The sequence below is a fragment of the Streptomyces sp. NPDC088194 genome (assembly GCF_040702025.1).
GTDB lineage: Bacteria > Actinomycetota > Actinomycetes > Streptomycetales > Streptomycetaceae > Actinacidiphila.
In genome coordinates this window covers 100,140-115,068 of the sequence record NZ_JBFBIV010000023.1, presented here as the reverse complement: position 1 = coordinate 115,068, position 14,929 = coordinate 100,140, and the positions used below count along the sequence as shown (strand labels likewise).

Annotated in this window: 11 protein-coding genes and 1 pseudogene; 4 read left to right on the top strand and 8 right to left on the bottom strand. The window is 72.6% G+C overall.

What is annotated here, in order from left to right:
- Positions 1–83: 83 nt before the first annotated feature.
- Entirely contained in the window at positions 84–845 is a 762-nt protein-coding gene (locus AB0399_RS15470) for an SDR family NAD(P)-dependent oxidoreductase (protein WP_366411615.1), read from the bottom strand.
- Positions 846–1,037: 192 nt separating this feature from the next.
- Here AB0399_RS15470 and AB0399_RS15465 point away from each other — a divergent pair, with 192 nt between their 5' ends.
- A complete protein-coding gene (locus AB0399_RS15465; RefSeq protein ID WP_366411614.1) occupies positions 1,038–1,997 on the top strand; it encodes a helix-turn-helix transcriptional regulator in 960 nt (319 codons plus the stop codon).
- A gap of 60 nt (positions 1,998–2,057) precedes the next feature.
- On the opposite strand, the gene AB0399_RS15460 is transcribed toward AB0399_RS15465, so the two are convergent.
- Both AB0399_RS15460 and AB0399_RS15455 read right to left on the bottom strand, forming a co-directional pair.
- Positions 2,058–4,490, bottom strand: a complete 2,433-nt coding sequence (locus AB0399_RS15460; RefSeq protein WP_366411613.1) for a tetratricopeptide repeat protein — start codon at positions 4,488–4,490, stop codon at positions 2,058–2,060.
- A 181-nt stretch (positions 4,491–4,671) separates the two neighbouring features.
- Positions 4,672–6,099 (bottom strand): PLP-dependent aminotransferase family protein, encoded by a 1,428-nt coding sequence (locus tag AB0399_RS15455; protein WP_366411612.1) that lies wholly within the window; start codon positions 6,097–6,099, stop codon positions 4,672–4,674.
- On the opposite strand from AB0399_RS15455, the pseudogene AB0399_RS15450 reads away from it, so the two are divergent.
- Positions 6,098–7,015: pseudogene (locus tag AB0399_RS15450) on the top strand (DMT family transporter); the annotation flags it as partial. The gene AB0399_RS15455 and the pseudogene AB0399_RS15450 sit on opposite strands and share 2 nt — an antisense overlap.
- A gap of 662 nt (positions 7,016–7,677) precedes the next feature.
- Here the strand turns inward: AB0399_RS15450 and AB0399_RS15445 are convergent.
- A complete protein-coding gene (locus tag AB0399_RS15445; protein WP_366411611.1) occupies positions 7,678–8,589 on the bottom strand; it encodes an LLM class flavin-dependent oxidoreductase in 912 nt (303 codons plus the stop codon).
- Positions 8,590–8,650: 61 nt separating this feature from the next.
- Here AB0399_RS15445 and AB0399_RS15440 point away from each other — a divergent pair, with 61 nt between their 5' ends.
- A complete protein-coding gene (locus tag AB0399_RS15440) occupies positions 8,651–9,112 on the top strand; it encodes a MarR family winged helix-turn-helix transcriptional regulator (protein ID WP_366411610.1) in 462 nt (153 codons plus the stop codon).
- A 222-nt stretch (positions 9,113–9,334) separates the two neighbouring features.
- On the opposite strand, the gene AB0399_RS15435 is transcribed toward AB0399_RS15440, so the two are convergent.
- Entirely contained in the window at positions 9,335–10,456 is a 1,122-nt protein-coding gene (locus AB0399_RS15435; RefSeq protein WP_366411609.1) for a Gfo/Idh/MocA family oxidoreductase, read from the bottom strand.
- Between the two features lie 91 nt (positions 10,457–10,547).
- Here AB0399_RS15435 and AB0399_RS15430 point away from each other — a divergent pair, with 91 nt between their 5' ends.
- Positions 10,548–11,183: a TetR/AcrR family transcriptional regulator gene (locus tag AB0399_RS15430; RefSeq protein ID WP_366411608.1), complete on the top strand. Its 636-nt coding sequence runs from the start codon at positions 10,548–10,550 to the stop codon at positions 11,181–11,183.
- Between the two features lie 561 nt (positions 11,184–11,744).
- Here AB0399_RS15430 and AB0399_RS15425 read toward each other — a convergent pair.
- The 3 genes from AB0399_RS15425 to AB0399_RS15415 form a co-directional block, all read right to left on the bottom strand.
- Positions 11,745–12,818, bottom strand: a complete 1,074-nt coding sequence (locus AB0399_RS15425) for an alkene reductase (protein WP_366411607.1) — start codon at positions 12,816–12,818, stop codon at positions 11,745–11,747.
- Positions 12,819–13,161: 343 nt separating this feature from the next.
- Positions 13,162–13,650 carry a MarR family transcriptional regulator gene (locus AB0399_RS15420; protein WP_366411606.1) on the bottom strand — a complete coding sequence of 163 codons (489 nt, stop codon included), beginning with the start codon at positions 13,648–13,650 and terminating at the stop codon, positions 13,162–13,164.
- 185 nt (positions 13,651–13,835) lie between these two features.
- A complete protein-coding gene (locus AB0399_RS15415; RefSeq protein ID WP_366411605.1) occupies positions 13,836–14,750 on the bottom strand; it encodes an NADP-dependent oxidoreductase in 915 nt (304 codons plus the stop codon).
- Between the last annotated feature and the right edge of the window lie 179 nt (positions 14,751–14,929).

The window sequence follows — 14,929 nt, the reverse complement described above, 5'->3', positions numbered from 1 at the left end:
GGGTCGCGCCGTCCTGGGCGCGACCCGGCCGTCCGTACGTACGGTCCCCGGGCTGTGGGGGTGTCAGCTCGTACCGGGGAGCGTCAGCTCTTGCGGCCGGGGAGCATGGCCAGCGCCTGGGAGCGCTGCGCGACGAGGTCGTCGTAGGTGCCCTCGCGCTCGGCCCAGCGGTGCATGAGGACCCGCTCGACGAGGACCTCGTCCGGGGTGGGGTCCTGCGCGAGCAGCCGCATGACCTCGGTGGCGAAGGCGTCGAGCGGCAGCGCGCTCGGGTTGACCTGCTCCTGTCCGGCCGTGGCGACGGCCGGGGGGACCAGCTCCACGACGCCGACGCCGGTGCCGTCGAGCTGGGCGCGCAGCGCCTCGGAGTAGGCGTGCACCGCGGCCTTCGAGGCGGCGTAGGTGGGCATGGGCGGGAACGGCAGGAAGGCGATGCCCGAGGTGACGGTGACGAAGGTGCCGGCGCCGCGCCGGATCAGGTGCGGGGTGAAGGCGTCGATGACCCGGATGGTGCCGACCAGGTTGGTGTCGATGGTGGTCAGCGCCGCCTCGAAGTGGGCGGGGTCGCGCAGGTCCTCCAGGAGCATGACGCCCGACATCGTCACCACGGTGTCGAGGTCGGGGTACTTCGCGAGCACCGCGTCGCGGGCCCGTGCGACGGAGGCGCCGTCGGTGACATCGACGGCGAAGGTGCCGAAGCCTTCGGCTGACAGTTCGGCGAGCGCCTGCTCGCTGCGGCCGCCGACGGCCACGGTGCTGCCTGCCGCGGCGAACCGCCGGGCCAGCTCCCGGCCGATGCCGGACGTTCCGCCGACGATGAGGACGGTGCGGTCGGACAGATCCATGAGGTGCTTCCTTCGGTTCGGAGCGCCGCCGGCGGTCGGACCCGCGGCGCCTGTTCTGCGATGGTCCCTGTCCCTCTCGAACAGCGATGCCGCAAGTCTTGACGGCATCCGCCGGGCGTGGCAGAGCCCCGATCTTCCAGGGTCCTGACAGGGCCCCCGCTGAGACGCGCGGACCGCATTACGGTGGTCGGTATGAACGACGAGGAATCCGGCAACCGGCTCGGCGGCTACCTGCGCGCCCGGCGCGAGCTGGTCTCCCCCGCGCAGGCGGGGCTCCCGCCCGGCGGCAACCGCCGCGTGCCCGGCCTGCGCCGCGAGGAGGTCGCCCTGCTCGCCGGGATCAGCGCCGACTACTACCTGCGCCTGGAGCGGGGCCGCGACAAGAACCCGTCCGTCCAGGTGCTCGAATCGCTCGCCCGCGTGCTGGGCCTCGACGACGTCGAGCGGACCTATCTGCTCGGTCTCGCGGCGGCCCGGCCCAGGGCGCCGCGCCGCAAGCGACCCGAGCAGGTGCCGGCACGGGTGCACCAGCTCCTCGCGCAGTTGCCGTTTCCCGCGTTCGTCGAAGGTCGCGCCTTCGACGTGCTGGCCTCCAACCCGATGGCCGTCGCGTTCTCCCCGCGGCTGCGGCCGGGCCACAACCGGCTGCGCTCCCTCTTCCTCGACCCCGAGGAGCAGGCCTTCCAGCAGGACTGGACGAAGGCCGCCGCCGGTTTCATCGCCGCCCTGCGCACCACCATCGGGGACGACACCGACAACCCCCGGTTCGTCGAGATCGTCGGCGAACTCGCCCTGGCCAGCCAGCGGTTCCGCACCCTGTGGGCCCGGCACGACGTCCGCAACCTCGACGGCGGCACCGCCACCGTCCACCACCCCGTCGTCGGTGAACTACGGCTCCACCGCGACAAGCTCCCCATCGAGGACGTCATCCTCGTCGTCTACTACCCCGACAAGGACAGCGACAGCGACGAGAAGCTCCGCCTCCTGGCCGCCCTCGCCCACCCCGAGACCACCGCGCACCCGGACACCGCGCACCCCGAGACCTCCGCCCACCCCGACCACGCCACCGCCGCACCGCCCGGCCCCCCGCCGGACACCGCCCCGCGCCCGTCATCCCGGGGGCACCGGGCGGAGGGCCCTGGCCGGGCGTGATGGCCGGCCCGCTGTTCCCGGCTTCCCCGGACGCGCCCCCTGCGCGTCGCCGGACGATCGTCACCCGGCATCGGGAGTGTCCTCGTCTGTCCGGAGCATGCCCTGCCATCTGGCGAGGTTGTTCCGGGCCGTACGGGTGCTGGCGTGGTCGGGGCCGAGCACCCGCGCTATGTCGTCCAACAGCTCGGCGAAAGCGGCCGCGGCACCCTCCACATCCCCCGCCTCCCCGCGGAAGTAGGCGAGGTCGTTCCGCGCGATGAAGGTGTCCGGGTGGTCGGGGCCCAGCACGCGCACCGAATCCTCCAGCAGCTCGGCGAAAGCAGCCACAGCGCCCTCCGTGTCCCCCGCCTCCCCCCGCGACTTGGCGAGATTGTGCCGGATCGTGAGGGTGTTGGGGTGGTCCGGGCCCAGTACCCGCAGCGAATCGTCCAGCAGCTCGGCGAAAGCGGCCGCAGCGGCCGCCATGTCCCCCGCCTCCAGTTGCAAGTAGGCGAGATTGTGCCGAACGGCGAGGGTGTCGGCGTGGTGGTCGTGGCCCAGTACCCGCACCATGTCGTCCAGCAGCTCGGCGAAGGCGGCGGTGGCGCCCTCCACGTCCCCCGCCTCTTTTCGACGTGAGGCGAGATTGTGCCGAAAGATGAGGGTGCTCGGGTGGTCGGGGCCCAGCACCCGCAGCGAATCGTCCAGCAGCTCGGCGAATGCGGCCGCGGCGCCCTCCACGTCCCCCGCCTCCCCGCGGAAGTGGGCGAGGTTGCTCCGGACGATGAGGGTGTCCGGGTGGTCGGGGCCCAGTATCCGCACCATGTCGTCCAGCAGCTCGGCAAAGGCCGCGGCAGCACCCTCCACGTCCCCCGCCCAGCCCTGCCACTCGGCGGAGTTGTTCCGGGCGCCGAGGGTGAAGTAGCTGTCGGGCCCCAGGTAGCGGGCGACGGTCTGCGCCAGCCGGCCGAAGTAGTCCCTGGCGGCTGTCGCCTGACCGACCCCGCCGAGGCTGCCACCGGCCTCGTACAGCACCTTGTGCGCTTCCGGCTGGTACAGGGCCTGCTCCGAGTGTCCGGCCAGGACGGCGGTGTTGGCGCGGAGCGCCTGGGCCAAGGCGGTGCCGTACTCGTTGTCCGGCCAGGCGGCGAGGAGGGCGTCGGCCGCGGCACGGGCGAGGTGGTCGTGCCGGCCGAGGGTGAGCGTGTCGCGGACGGCGCGCTGGACGAGCTGGTGCACGCGGACGGCCTGGTGGGGAGTGCCGGGGGTGTGGTCGATGAGGCTGAGGCGATGCAGGGCGCGGAGCGCGAGCGTCGCCTCCCTCGGTGTCACCGGGTCCGGTTCCCCGGCTGGGTCCTGCCCGGTGGGAGTGCGGTGCGCGGCGAGGTGGGTGCGCGCGGGTTCGCTGGTCAGGACGGTTTCGGGGATGCCGTTGGGATCGAGCAGGGCGGCGAGTCGGAGCATGGGGCGGGCCAGGCCGACCGGGCGGAGGGTGTCCGCGCGGTCGACGGACAGGGACCAAGCGGCGGCCAGGGCCACCGGCTGGTCGTCGGGGAGCCGATCAGGGGCGGCGTCGGCGAGTGTGGTGGCGCGATCGGCCAACTGCTCGCGGTAGGCGGCGACATCGTCTCCGGAGTCGACGAGGTAGGCGGCTGCCTGGGACAGGGCCAGGGGCAGGTGCCCGAGATCGCGGGCCAGGGCGGCGAGGCGGTCCGCGGGCTCGGTGCGGTGGTGGGCATGGAGGGACGCGGCGAGGTAGGTGACGGCCTCGTCCGGGGTGAACAGGCCGACCGGCACCAGGTGTCGGCCCGCTCCGGTCAGGGCGGCGTCGCGGCGGCGGGTGGTGACCAGGGTGTGGCCGTACGGGCTGTCGGGCGGCCACAGCCCGCGCAGGTCGTCGGGATCGGCGACGTCGTCCAGGACGACCAGCCACCGGCACGGCCTGGCCGCGGCCTTGGGCGTCATCCAGGCCAGGAAGGCCGCCGCTGCCTCGTCGGGGGCCTCGGGGTCGGCTCGGCACAGTTCGACGCCGGCCTGCGCATAGCTGCTCACCACCGGGGAGCGGTCGCTCGCGGTGACCCAGACCAGGACGTCCACGCTGCCGTCCTGCCAGGCGCGGCGGGCGTGGTCGGCGGCGATCTGGGTCTTGCCCACCCCGCCCATGCCGGTCAGGACCTGGCCGGGCACACCCGTGGCGCCGCCGCCGGCCGTCATCCGCAGCAGGTCCGCTTCGGTGCGGCGCTGGAACGGCCGCGCCCTGGGCGGGATCGTGCCGATCTGATGCGGCCAGGGAGCCGGTTCCCGCGGGCCGCGGTGCTGGTGGACCACGGTCATGTTCCCGCTGATCGCGGTCGCGCCGGGACCGGTCGCGGTCGCGTCCCCGGTACCGGATACCTCCTGCACCGGGGAGGCCGGCGCCGTACCGGAGGAACTGCCGGGGGCGGGGCCGCGGTAGCCGCTCACCGCGTTCCCGCCGTCCTCGGCGTGTGCGTCGCCGGTACCGGTCACGCGCACCGCGGCCCCCTGCGCGCGATCTCCGGGCCCATCCCGACCATCCCCTCGTCCCCCTCGCCCCACTCGCCCCACTCGCCCCACTCGCCCCACTCGTCCAACGGCCGTGCGGCATAACGACGTTACCCGGGAAGAGCCGACACGGCAGCCGCTCGCCCCGGGTCCCTCGGGCGGCAGCCCGCCTTCACAGTCCCGGAGCCGTCTCGGCGAGCGCGCGGGACAGCCGCTCGACTCCTTCCACGATCTCCTCGGGGCCCGCGGTGGCCGCGAAGGCGATCCGCAGGTGGGGCGCCGGGGCCTCCGCCGGGAAGTAGGGGCGGCCGGGGGAAATGGCCACGCCCGCGCGGAGGGCGGCGTGCGTCAGCGCGGTCTCGTCGGTGCCGTCGGGCAGCCGCAGCCACAGGTGGTAGCCGCCGAAGGGTACGGGTTTCGGGACCAGGCCGGGGAGTTCGCGCTCCAGGGCGGCGACCATGGCGACGCGCCGCTCGCGCAGACCGGAGGCGACCGCGCGCAGATGGCGCGGCCAGGCCGGGGCGCCGACGAGTTCGAGAGCGGCCTCCTGGAGGGGGCGCGGCACGAAGAAGTTGTCGACGAAGTGGACGGCGCGCAGCCGCTCCAGCGCGGGGCCGCGGGCGATCATGGCTCCGACCCGCAGGTTGGGCGATGTCGGCTTGGTGAGGGACGTGATGTGCACGACGGTGCCGTGCCGGTCCTCGGAGATCAGCGGGGGTGGCAGCGGGTCGCCGTGCCCGAGGTGGCGGGCGAAGTCGTCCTCGATGACGAACGCGCCCGCGGCGTGCGCGATGTCGAGGACCACGCGGCGGCGCGCGTCGGCGAGGACGGCGCCGGTCGGGTTCTGGAAGAGCGGCTGGCACAGGAACACCCGGGCGCCGCTGGCGGAGAAGGCGTCGGCGAGCAGGTCGGGGCGTACCCCGTCCGCGTCGATCGGTACCGGTACGAGCCGCAGACCGGCGGCACGGGCGACGGCCAGCACCCCCGGGTAGGTGGGCGATTCGACGAGGACCGGTGCTCCCGGGGGTGCCAGGGCTCGCAGCGAGGCGGTGAGGGCCGCCTGCCCGCCCGCGGTGACCAGCACCTGGGCGGGTCCGACGCCGGCGCCTCGGCCGAACCAGGTGCGCAGCGCGGTCAGCCCGTCCACGGGCGGCCGTTCCCAGGCACCGGCCCGGCGGGCGGCCCTGGCCAACGCGGTGCCGAGCTCCCGCTCGGGCGCGAGAGTCGGGTGCAGGTAGCCCTCGTTGAAGGGGATCACGTCCTGTGCGTGCGTGGCGAAGTTGGCCAGCACCCCGGAGGCGTCGACCACGCGCGGCGGGCCGTCCGGGTCCTGCGTGGTCAACGCCACCTGCTGCCAGGATGTGTCGATGCTGTCGATGCGCGCCGCGTGGTTCGGCGCGCGGTAGGTGCCGGCGCCGGGGCGGAGGATGACCAGGCCCTCGGCCGCGAGGGTCGACAGCGCGCGGGAGACGGTGACCGGGCTGACCCGGAACCGCTGCACCAGTGTCCGGCTCGACGGCAGTTTCTCGCCCGGGGAGAAGCGGTTCAGCTCCGCCCGAAGTGATTCGGCGACGGCGGTCGCACTGCTATCGTCGTTCATGAGAGATGACAATAGCGCTACCATAGCGGCCGCGGTACCGGTTGCCGGTGCCGTGCCAGGCGATTCGACCCCGCGCGGCACCCTGCTCGCCTGCCTCGGGGTCGCCGTCTTCTCGCTCACCTTTCCCGCCACGCACTGGGCGTTGAGCGGCCTCGGGCCCTGGAGCACGGTGAGCCTGCGTGCGGTGCTGGCGGCCGCGGTGGCCGGAGTGTTCCTCTTCCTGGGCCGTGTCCCGCTGCCGGACCGGGAGCACTGGCCGGGACTGGCCGTGGTCGCCCTCGGGGTGGTCCTCGGCTTCCCGTTGCTGACCACGCTCGCCCTCGGTACCACCGACACCTCGCACGCGGCCGTCGTGGTGGGCGCGCTCCCGCTGTGCACCGCGGTCATCGGCGCCCTGCGCACCGGCGTACGGCCGTCCCTCACGTTCTGGGTCGCGGCCGTCGCCGGCGGAGCCGTCGTGGTGGGCTTCGCCCTGGGGACGGGCGGCGGGGCGCTCACCGCGGGGGACGGCTACCTCTTCGCCGCGCTGCTGGTGTGCGCGGCGGGCTACGTGGAGGGCGGTCGGCTGGCCGCGGTGATGCCCGGCTGGCAGGTGGCCGGCTGGTCGCTGGTCGGCGTACTGCCCCTGACGGTTCCGGGCGCGGCGGTCGCTCTTGCCTGTGAACCGGTGCGGCTGACCGGCGAGTCGGTGGGCGGGCTGGTGTGGCTCGCGGTGGTGGCGCAGTTTCTCGGTCTGCTGGTCTGGTACCGGGGGCTGGCTGCGATCGGGGTGGCCCGGGCCAGCCAACTCCAGCTCGCGCAGCCCGTGTTGACCCTCGTCTGGTCGGCGCTGCTGCTCGGCGAGCACCTGGGGGCAGCGACCCTGCCGACGGCGGTGGCGGTGCTGGTCTGCGTGGCGGCGACCCAGCGGGCGCGGACGAGGACGGCACCCGCGGACAGCCCCCGCATTCCCGCCCGGTTCGACGAGGAGCCCGCGCGGGTCGGGTCCGAGGATGCGGGTGTCGGCGGTGCCGGGATGGGCGCTGCCGGAGTGGGGGCGCCGGAATGGGGGGTGCCCGGGATGGGCGCTGCCGCTGACCGCCTCAACCTCGATCCCCGGCTCGACCCCGACCACTGATGCGGACGCGAGCGCTTTGACCAGGCCGAACGCGCACGTGATGCGCCCGGCGAGGCGGCGCCGGGCGCTCATCGCGCCGAGCGGCTCCCCGGCCCCGAAGGTGAGCGCCACGGGGAAGCCCGCCACGGCTGCCCTGGCCGCCCTCACCCTGCTCATCGCGCTCGCCGCAGCAGCCACCCAGTCCTTGCTCGCCCCGTTCACCACCACCAGCACACTCGCGAGCGCTGCCGCGCTGCGCGACATCCCGCCCGACTACCTCACCCTCCACATCGACGCCGCCCGCACCTGCCCCGGCCTCTACTGGACCGTCCTCGCCGCCAGGCGACGACTACGCCGGCGCCAGTCGGCGCCAGTCGGCGCCGGACCTGCGGGACGGCGAAGACGATGCGGACGTGTGGAGTTGCCGCGGCTTCTCGGCAGCCGGCCACGCAGGTTGCCGGTGTCGGTTGAACAAAGGCCGGTCAGGCGCCCTTCTCACGGACAGGGGTGATGATCTCGTCGACGAGCCAGCGGGCGGGCTTGTCCGGGTAGGGGCGGGGCAGCGCGAGGACGACGTGTCGGATGCCGGCAGCGGCGAGTGCGTAGACGTGGGCGCGGGTGGTTGCGGGGTCGGCGTAGTCGACGATGATCTGCGCGGAGCGGGTGATCTCGGCGGGGTCGCGGCCGATCGCCGCGCAGTGCGCGTCCAGGACGCGGGCGCGCTCGGCGATCCGGTCGGTGCTGTTGTGGGGCGGGCCGGGGATGTTCCAGATGTCGGCGTGCTCGGCGATGATCCGCAGGGTGCGGTCGCCCCAGCCGCCGAGCAGCAGCGGTGGGCCGCCGGGCTGGACCGGGCGGGGTCCGTTGCGGGTGCCGCGCAGGGTGGTGAAGGCGCCGTCGTGATCGAAGACCTCCTCGGTCCACATGCTGCGCAGAATGGTGATCGTCTCGGTGAGGCGGGCCAGACCCTCGCCGGGGCTCGGGAGCGGGAGGCCGTAGGCGGCGTACTCGGCGACGGCCGGGTTGGGGCCGTCGGGCTGCCGGGTTCCGCCGACGCCCAGGCCCATGATCAGGCGCCCTTCGGAGATCACGTCCACGGTGGTGGCGATCTTTCCGAGGTGGGCGGGGGCGCGCAGCACGTTGCTGGTGACGAGCAGGCCGAGACGGAGCCGGGTGGTGCGAGCGGCCAGTGCGGCCAGCAGCGTCCAGCCCTCCAGGACGGCGCCGCCGGGCGGCCCGGCCAGCGGCATCAGGTGGTCCCACAGCCAGGCGTCGTCGAGTTCGGGCAGTTCGTCGGCTTCTTCCCAGACGCGGAGGATGTCGTCGTAGGCCAGGTGCATGGGCGTCGTCTTGACGCCGAAGCGGAGTGCGCGGTGAGGTACGTCAACAGGCATGACCATCAGCCTAGTTGATCGTCAGGACTGCTGATGATCAGATGATGGTTAAGGTTTGGGGATGGCAGAGAATGACGACGACGGGGCCGCGGTCGAGGAGTTGCTCGGCACGCGGCTGGGCTACCTGCTCAAACACGCGCAACTGCGGCTGACCGAGCACGCCGGGCCCGCACTGGCCCCGTTCGGGCTGGACGCACGGGAGTTGGCGGTGCTCGCGGTGCTGGCGGCGGGCCGCCCGCTGTCCCAACTGGAGGCCGCGCGGCGGCTGGGCGTGGACCGTACGACGATGGTCGCGCTCGTAGACGCGCTGGAGGGCAAAGGGCTGGTGGAGCGGCGCCGCAGTGCGGAGGACCGCCGCCGCAACGTCGTTGAGTTGACCGAGCGGGGCAGACGGGCGCGGGCCGATGCGGAGGACGCCCGCGAGGCGGCGGAACGCGAGTTCCTCGCCCCACTCGGCGAGAAGGACGCGGCGCGCCTGGTGAAGTCGCTGCAGGTGCTGATCAGAACGCCGAACGGGCCCTGAGCGGGCCCTCGTTCAACCGGAATGCCTCGGCGGAGGTCCGACCAACGGGTGCTCGCCGAACCGGGTCTGGGCGAGGAAGCTCCCGAACGAGGACCGGCGCGGACCGGCGCGGCCCGACCGCGCTCTTCCGGTCGCACATCAACCCGTACGGAACCTTCCGCCTCGACATGGACGAACGGCTCGGCCTCGCGACGGCAGCCACTCCCCGATCAGTCCGGCCTGTCAGCCCAAGCGTTGCCGGGTGCCCGTATCCGCGGAGAGCCTGATCGCGTCAAGCAGGCGGTGCAGCCGCAGGCCGGCATCGAAGTCCGGGACGCTGCGTGAGCCGGTGCGGAGGTCGAGAGCCAGCCGGGCGTACATCTGGGCCACGTTGAAGCTCTCGGCGGCGGGATCGAGCCCGGAGACCCAGCGGTACCGGCTGGGAACGGGCAGCTCTTGAAAGGTGCCGTCCGCATCACCTGGCCCTTGCAGGCGCAGTTCACCGATCTGGATGCCTGCTGGGCCGGCAGCCCCGGTGGAGACGATGGCCAGGTCTCCCTTGGTGCCGGAGATTTCCAGTCGGGTCCCGGCGCCGGTGACCTTGGCGTCGTGGACGTGGGCCGACACGACGGCACCGCTGGTGAGGGTCGCGTTGAGAAGGAGGTGGTCGGGGGTCGTTGCCTCCACGGTGTCACCGGTACCGGCGATGGTACGGACCGGGTGCTGGCCGGACACCATCGCCGACAGGTCGCTGATGCCACCGAGCAGGTACTGCACCGCGTCGAGCGTGTGCCCGCCGGCGACCTCAAGCGTCCCGGCACCGTTGTTGCGATCGAGGGTGTAAGCCGCCCAGGCGGGAATCCGCTCCCCAGGTCCCTTCCCGCGGGCGGCGTGAACGGTCGCCGAGGTCACGCGTCCTACACGACCATCGGCGACCAGCTCGCGGGCGTAGGCGATCGCCGGGGCATACCGCGCCTGGAGCCCGAGCACGTGGTGCACGCCCGCGCCGTGGGCTGACTTCGCGAGGGCCGCGGCCTCCTGGGTGGTTCGGGCCAGCGGCCACTCGCAGTACACGTGCTTGCCGGCCGCCAGCGCCGCCTCGACCAGTTCGGCGTGCGCAGGAACCTTCACGGTGATGACGACCAGGTCCACCTCAGGGTGCTCGGCGAGTTGCCCGGCGTCGGTGAAAGCGTGCGCGGCCCCGAACTCCCGCGCCGCGGCCCGCGCGCTCTCGGGGCGGCTGGTGCCGACCGCGGTGATGCGGTACTCCGGCAAGGCCAGCAAGGCCGGGACGTGCGCCCGGGCGGCCCAGCCTCGGTCGGGGCTCGCCCCGATGATGCCCACGCGGATTCTCTTCGCTTCCATGGCAGCCCCCCAACCAAACGGACCGATCTTGTCCGGTTGAAGACTCTAGCCAAGCGGACAGGATCGGTCCAGTTATCGCTAGGATCAGCGCATGGACCAACCGCGCAGCACAGTGGACCGCCTGCTCGTCGACGAGTCGGGCCGTCGCCCCCGCGCCGACGCGCGGCGCAACGTCGAGCGCCTGGTGGAGGCCGCGCGAGTCGCGGTTGCCGAAACAGGCGTTGAGGTGTCCGCCCACGAGATCGCGCGCCGGGCAGGCGTAGGTGTCGGCACCTTCTATCGCCGCATCCCCTCCCTTGACGCGCTCCTGGAGATGGTGCTCGTGGAGATCCTCGACGAGATCTCGGACGTGGCCGATCAAGCCCTGGAGGACCCGGACGCCTGGAACGGACTCCGCACGTTCGCCGGGACTTACGTGCGCCTGCGGGCAGAGAGCTGCGGCGTCAGCGAGGCACTCGGCGGGGCCTGCGGGGTCACTCTCACCCAGCGCCTGGAGGACCTGCGAGGACGGATTCGGCGTCTCGTGGAGCGCGCCCAAGCGGTCGGCGCCATGCGGACGGACGTCGCCTGGCAGGATGTCCCCTTCCTGCTCGCCGCCGCCGCGACTGGTGAGCGCACCCTGGACATGCGAGCGGGCGGTCGGCAGTGGGAGCGCAACCTCCAGATCATTCTCGACGGACTGCGCACGACTCAGCCGAGCACACTGCCGGGCACTGCGCCGACCTGAATTCCGACCCCGATGTCTCCAGCTGGGGCGGAGCGTCGGCGAACGACCGTCTGCCGACTCTCGCGCCCCTGACCACGAACCCGCAGGTGGACAGTGTCGGCAACTCGCGTCGACGATCAACGGCGGTGAACCGTCCGGCCGATGGATTCCGACGACGCTCCTCGGCTACTGCCGCACATCGACGGCCGACCGGAACCCCGATCATCCGATCGACGCACCTCTCCCCCACGGCCTGTCCAACGGCTCTACGGCACGCGAGTAGTGCTCCGGCATCTACCGGGAGGCACGGCCCCGGAGGTACGGCCCGGATCTCGCGGATGGTGCGGCCGGATACGTCCGCGTGCGTGATTCGTGTGCCGCACGGTCCCACGGCCGGGCGGGCGCGAACCGGAGCCGCGGCGGCGTACTCGGTGACGCCCATCCACCGGCCACGCGAGTGCGGGCCGTTCCGGTCGGCGAGGTGCAGGTCACGCAGGCGGGACAGGCCGCCCGAACAAGGTCATCCGCCGACCCGGCAGGAAGCCACGTCCGGGCTCGGCCCGTCCCGCGTTGCGACCTGCCCTACAGGTGCGGGTAGTCGGTGTAGCCGTGGTGGTCGCCGCCGTAGAAGGTGGCGGGATCGGGTGTGTTGTACGGGCCCTGGGCGGCCAGCCGGGCGGGCAGGTCGGGGTTCGCGAGGAACAGCGCCCCGAAGGCGATCATGTCCGCGGTGCCGTCCTGGATCAGGGTGAGGGCGTCCGGGCCGGTGCGCTCGGGGAGGGTGAACGGGTTGAGGATGAACGTCGAGGGCCAGGTCTTGCGCAGGCGTGCGGTCAGCGTTCGGTCGACTCCTTCGAGCATGTGCAGGTAGGCGAGGTTCAGCTCGCCGAGCTTGGCGACCAGGGTGGTGTAGGTGTTCTCCACGTCCGCCGCGTCCTTCTCGGCGATGTCGTTGTAGGGGTTGCCGGGCGAGATGCGGAAGCCGGTGCGGTGGCCGCCGATCGCCTCCGCGACGGCGGCGGCCACTTCCAGGCCGAAGCGGACACGACCGGTGACGTCGCCGCCCCAGTCGTCGGTGCGCTGGTTGGTGTTGGGTGCGAGGAACTGGTGGATCAGGTAGCCGTTCGCGCCGTGGAGTTCCACGCCGTCGAAGCCGGCGGCGATCGCGTTGCGTGCCGTGTCGGCGAAGTCGGCGATGGTGCGGGTGATGGCGTCGGTGTCCAGTTCCCGCGGGGTGACGAAGTCCATCGGACCCTGGTGGGTGAACACCTGGCCCCTGGCGGCGACGGGTGAAGGCGCGACCGGGCTCAGACCGGCAGGAAGCAGGCTGGGATGGCTGAGGCGGCCGGTGTGCATCAACTGCGCGAAGATCACTCCGCCTTCGCGGTGGACGGCATCGGTGACCCTGCGCCAGGCGGCCACCTGCTCCGGCGCATGCAGGCCCGGCGTGTCGGGGTACCCCTGGCCGACCGGCGAGGGCTGTATCCCCTCGGTGACGATGAGGCCGGCACTCGCGCGCTGGCTGTAGTAGGTCGCCATCAGATCGGTCGCGGTGGCCCCCGGCCCGTAGGCCCGGCTACGGGTCATCGGAGCCATCACGATGCGGTTGGCCAGCGGGCGGCCGGCGACGTCGATCGGAGCGAATGCGTCCATCATGGAATCTCCCTGTGGTCACGGAGGAGGGAAGAAGGGTCGCCTGCGGCACGGCCGAGGCCGGCGGGGAACCCGAGTGGCGCGCGAAGGCGCGGGGCTCCCACCTGCTCGGGCGTGTGTGGCGGGCGTGTATGTACGTGCGTTTCCTGGCTGTTGCCAGGCGCGTGCGACGCACCGGTGAGACGGCCGCTCGGGCACGGCGCTCACAGATCCGCGCGGAGCGATGCTTTCTTCTTGGGCTGCCCGGACTACCCGGACTGGCTGAACGGCCTGGGCTGACTGGGCTGACTGGGCTGACTGGGCTGCCCGTTGGACGATTCCGGGCAGCCCTGGGGAACCGGGCCGCTCAGCCGAGTTCGGCGCCAGGCACGGGGCGCCCGTGATCCCCGATCGACTTCTCGATCGTGTACGCACACGCGGTGAACGCTGCGATCTGATCAGCAGTCAGGTCGCGCACGGAGAGCTGCTCCAGGGTGCGCCACATGTCGGCGATGGGCTCCTGAAGGGCCCGGCCGGCATCCGTGAGGCTGACCACCATGACCCGCCGGTCGTGGGCGGCCGGTTCCCGCGTGAGCAGTCCGGATTCCTGCATGCGGCGCAGTGACTTGGAGACGGTGGAATGGTCCAGGCCGACACAGCCCAGCAGTTCGGCCTGGGTCTGGCCGTCCTTGTCGAAGAGCTGCATCAGCAGCAGTTCCTGCCCAGGGTGCAGGTTCATGGCGCGCAGCATGGCGGCGGCGCGGGCGCGGTGGGCGCGAGCGAGCTGGAAGATGGCGTAGCTCAATCGCCCGTCACGCGCCGTGGCCGGCGGCTCGGGTGAAGTGCTGTCGGGCATCGCTACTCCATGGGCATGGTGAGTGGACAAGGTGCGGAGGCAGGCGGCGTGTGCGGCTACGGGGATCGTACGAGCCGGCTCGCGTGCGGTGGCATCCGCACGGCCGTGTTCTCAGCAAGCCGGTACGCCGGTAAGCCTGCAATCCGATACGCCGGTACGCCGCCTCAGGAGCCCGCACCTGCTGTTCAGTTGACGGTGAGGACGATCTTGCCGCGGTTGTGGCCGGCATCGCTGGCCTGCTGCGCCTTGGCGGCTTCCGCGAGCGGGTAGGTGGCCCCGACCGTGGTCACCAGGGTGCCGTCGCCGGCCTGCAGAGCCAGTTCGGCCAGCCGGGCGGCGGAGCGGCGCTGCGGGCCCTCGGCGAAGACGACACCGAGTTCGCGGGCGCGGAAGTCGGCGGTGGTGACGATCCGGTCGGTGCCGCCGCGCAGCGTGATGGAGTCCTCCAGGGCGCCCTTCCCCGCGGCGTCGAAGACAGCGTCCACCCCCTCGGGGGCGAGGGCCCGGACCCGTTCGACCAGGTTCTCCCCGTAGACCAGCGCGGTGGCGCCGAGCGAGGCGACGTACTCCTGGTTGGCCGGGCCGGCGGTGCCGATGACGCGGGCGCCGCGGGCGACGGCCAGTTGGACGGCGATGGTGCCGAGCGCACCGGACGCGCCGTGGATCAGCAGCGTCTCGCCCGAGGCGAGGCCGAGCAGGTCCAGCACTCGTTCGGCACCGTCGCTCGCCACGGGCAGCGCGGCGGCGTGTGCCCAGTCCAGCCCGGCCGGCTTGTGGGCGAGAACGGACGCGGATGCCACGGCGTACTGGGCGTAGGAGCCGGTGTCGGACCAGCCCAGCACCTCGTCGCCTTCCTTCAGGTGGTCGACCCCCTCACCGACGGCGTCGACCACACCGGCGATCTCCCCGCCGGGCACGGCGGGGAGCGTGGTCGGGAAGATCGCCTCCATGCCGCCGGAGCGGATCTTGCCGTCCACCGGGTTGACACCGACGGCCCTGACGCGGACGCGTACCTGGCCGGGGCCCGGCTGCGGGACCTCGATCTCCGCCTCGTGCAGGACCTCGGTGCCGCCGAACGTGTCGAAAACGATGGCCTTCATGACTGCTGCCTCCCCAAGGATGACGTCACCGGCCACCTTTACGTGGCCAGCCACATAAAAAGTACCACCGTTTATGTGGCTAGCCAAGTAATTGCTCGGCGAGGAGGGCGCGGTCGCGACGAAGGGGCTCCGGAGGGGCGCCGATCTTGGCCTTGCCGCGGCGACGCGCGAACCCGTTC

Excerpts from the sequence above, each read along its gene's own strand:
- AB0399_RS15470 (WP_366411615.1), bottom strand. The coding sequence starts at position 845 with ATGGATCTGTCCGACCGCACCGTCCTCATCGTCGGCGGAACGTCCGGC.
- AB0399_RS15465 (WP_366411614.1), top strand. The coding sequence starts at position 1,038 with ATGAACGACGAGGAATCCGGCAACCGGCTCGGCGGCTACCTGCGCGCC.
- AB0399_RS15455 (WP_366411612.1), bottom strand. The coding sequence starts at position 6,099 with ATGAACGACGATAGCAGTGCGACCGCCGTCGCCGAATCACTTCGGGCG.
- AB0399_RS15445 (WP_366411611.1), bottom strand. The coding sequence starts at position 8,589 with ATGCCTGTTGACGTACCTCACCGCGCACTCCGCTTCGGCGTCAAGACG.
- AB0399_RS15440 (WP_366411610.1), top strand. The coding sequence starts at position 8,651 with ATGGCAGAGAATGACGACGACGGGGCCGCGGTCGAGGAGTTGCTCGGC.
- AB0399_RS15435 (WP_366411609.1), bottom strand. The coding sequence starts at position 10,456 with ATGGAAGCGAAGAGAATCCGCGTGGGCATCATCGGGGCGAGCCCCGAC.
- AB0399_RS15430 (WP_366411608.1), top strand. The coding sequence starts at position 10,548 with ATGGACCAACCGCGCAGCACAGTGGACCGCCTGCTCGTCGACGAGTCG.
- AB0399_RS15425 (WP_366411607.1), bottom strand. The coding sequence starts at position 12,818 with ATGATGGACGCATTCGCTCCGATCGACGTCGCCGGCCGCCCGCTGGCC.
- AB0399_RS15420 (WP_366411606.1), bottom strand. The coding sequence starts at position 13,650 with ATGCCCGACAGCACTTCACCCGAGCCGCCGGCCACGGCGCGTGACGGG.
- AB0399_RS15415 (WP_366411605.1), bottom strand. The coding sequence starts at position 14,750 with ATGAAGGCCATCGTTTTCGACACGTTCGGCGGCACCGAGGTCCTGCAC.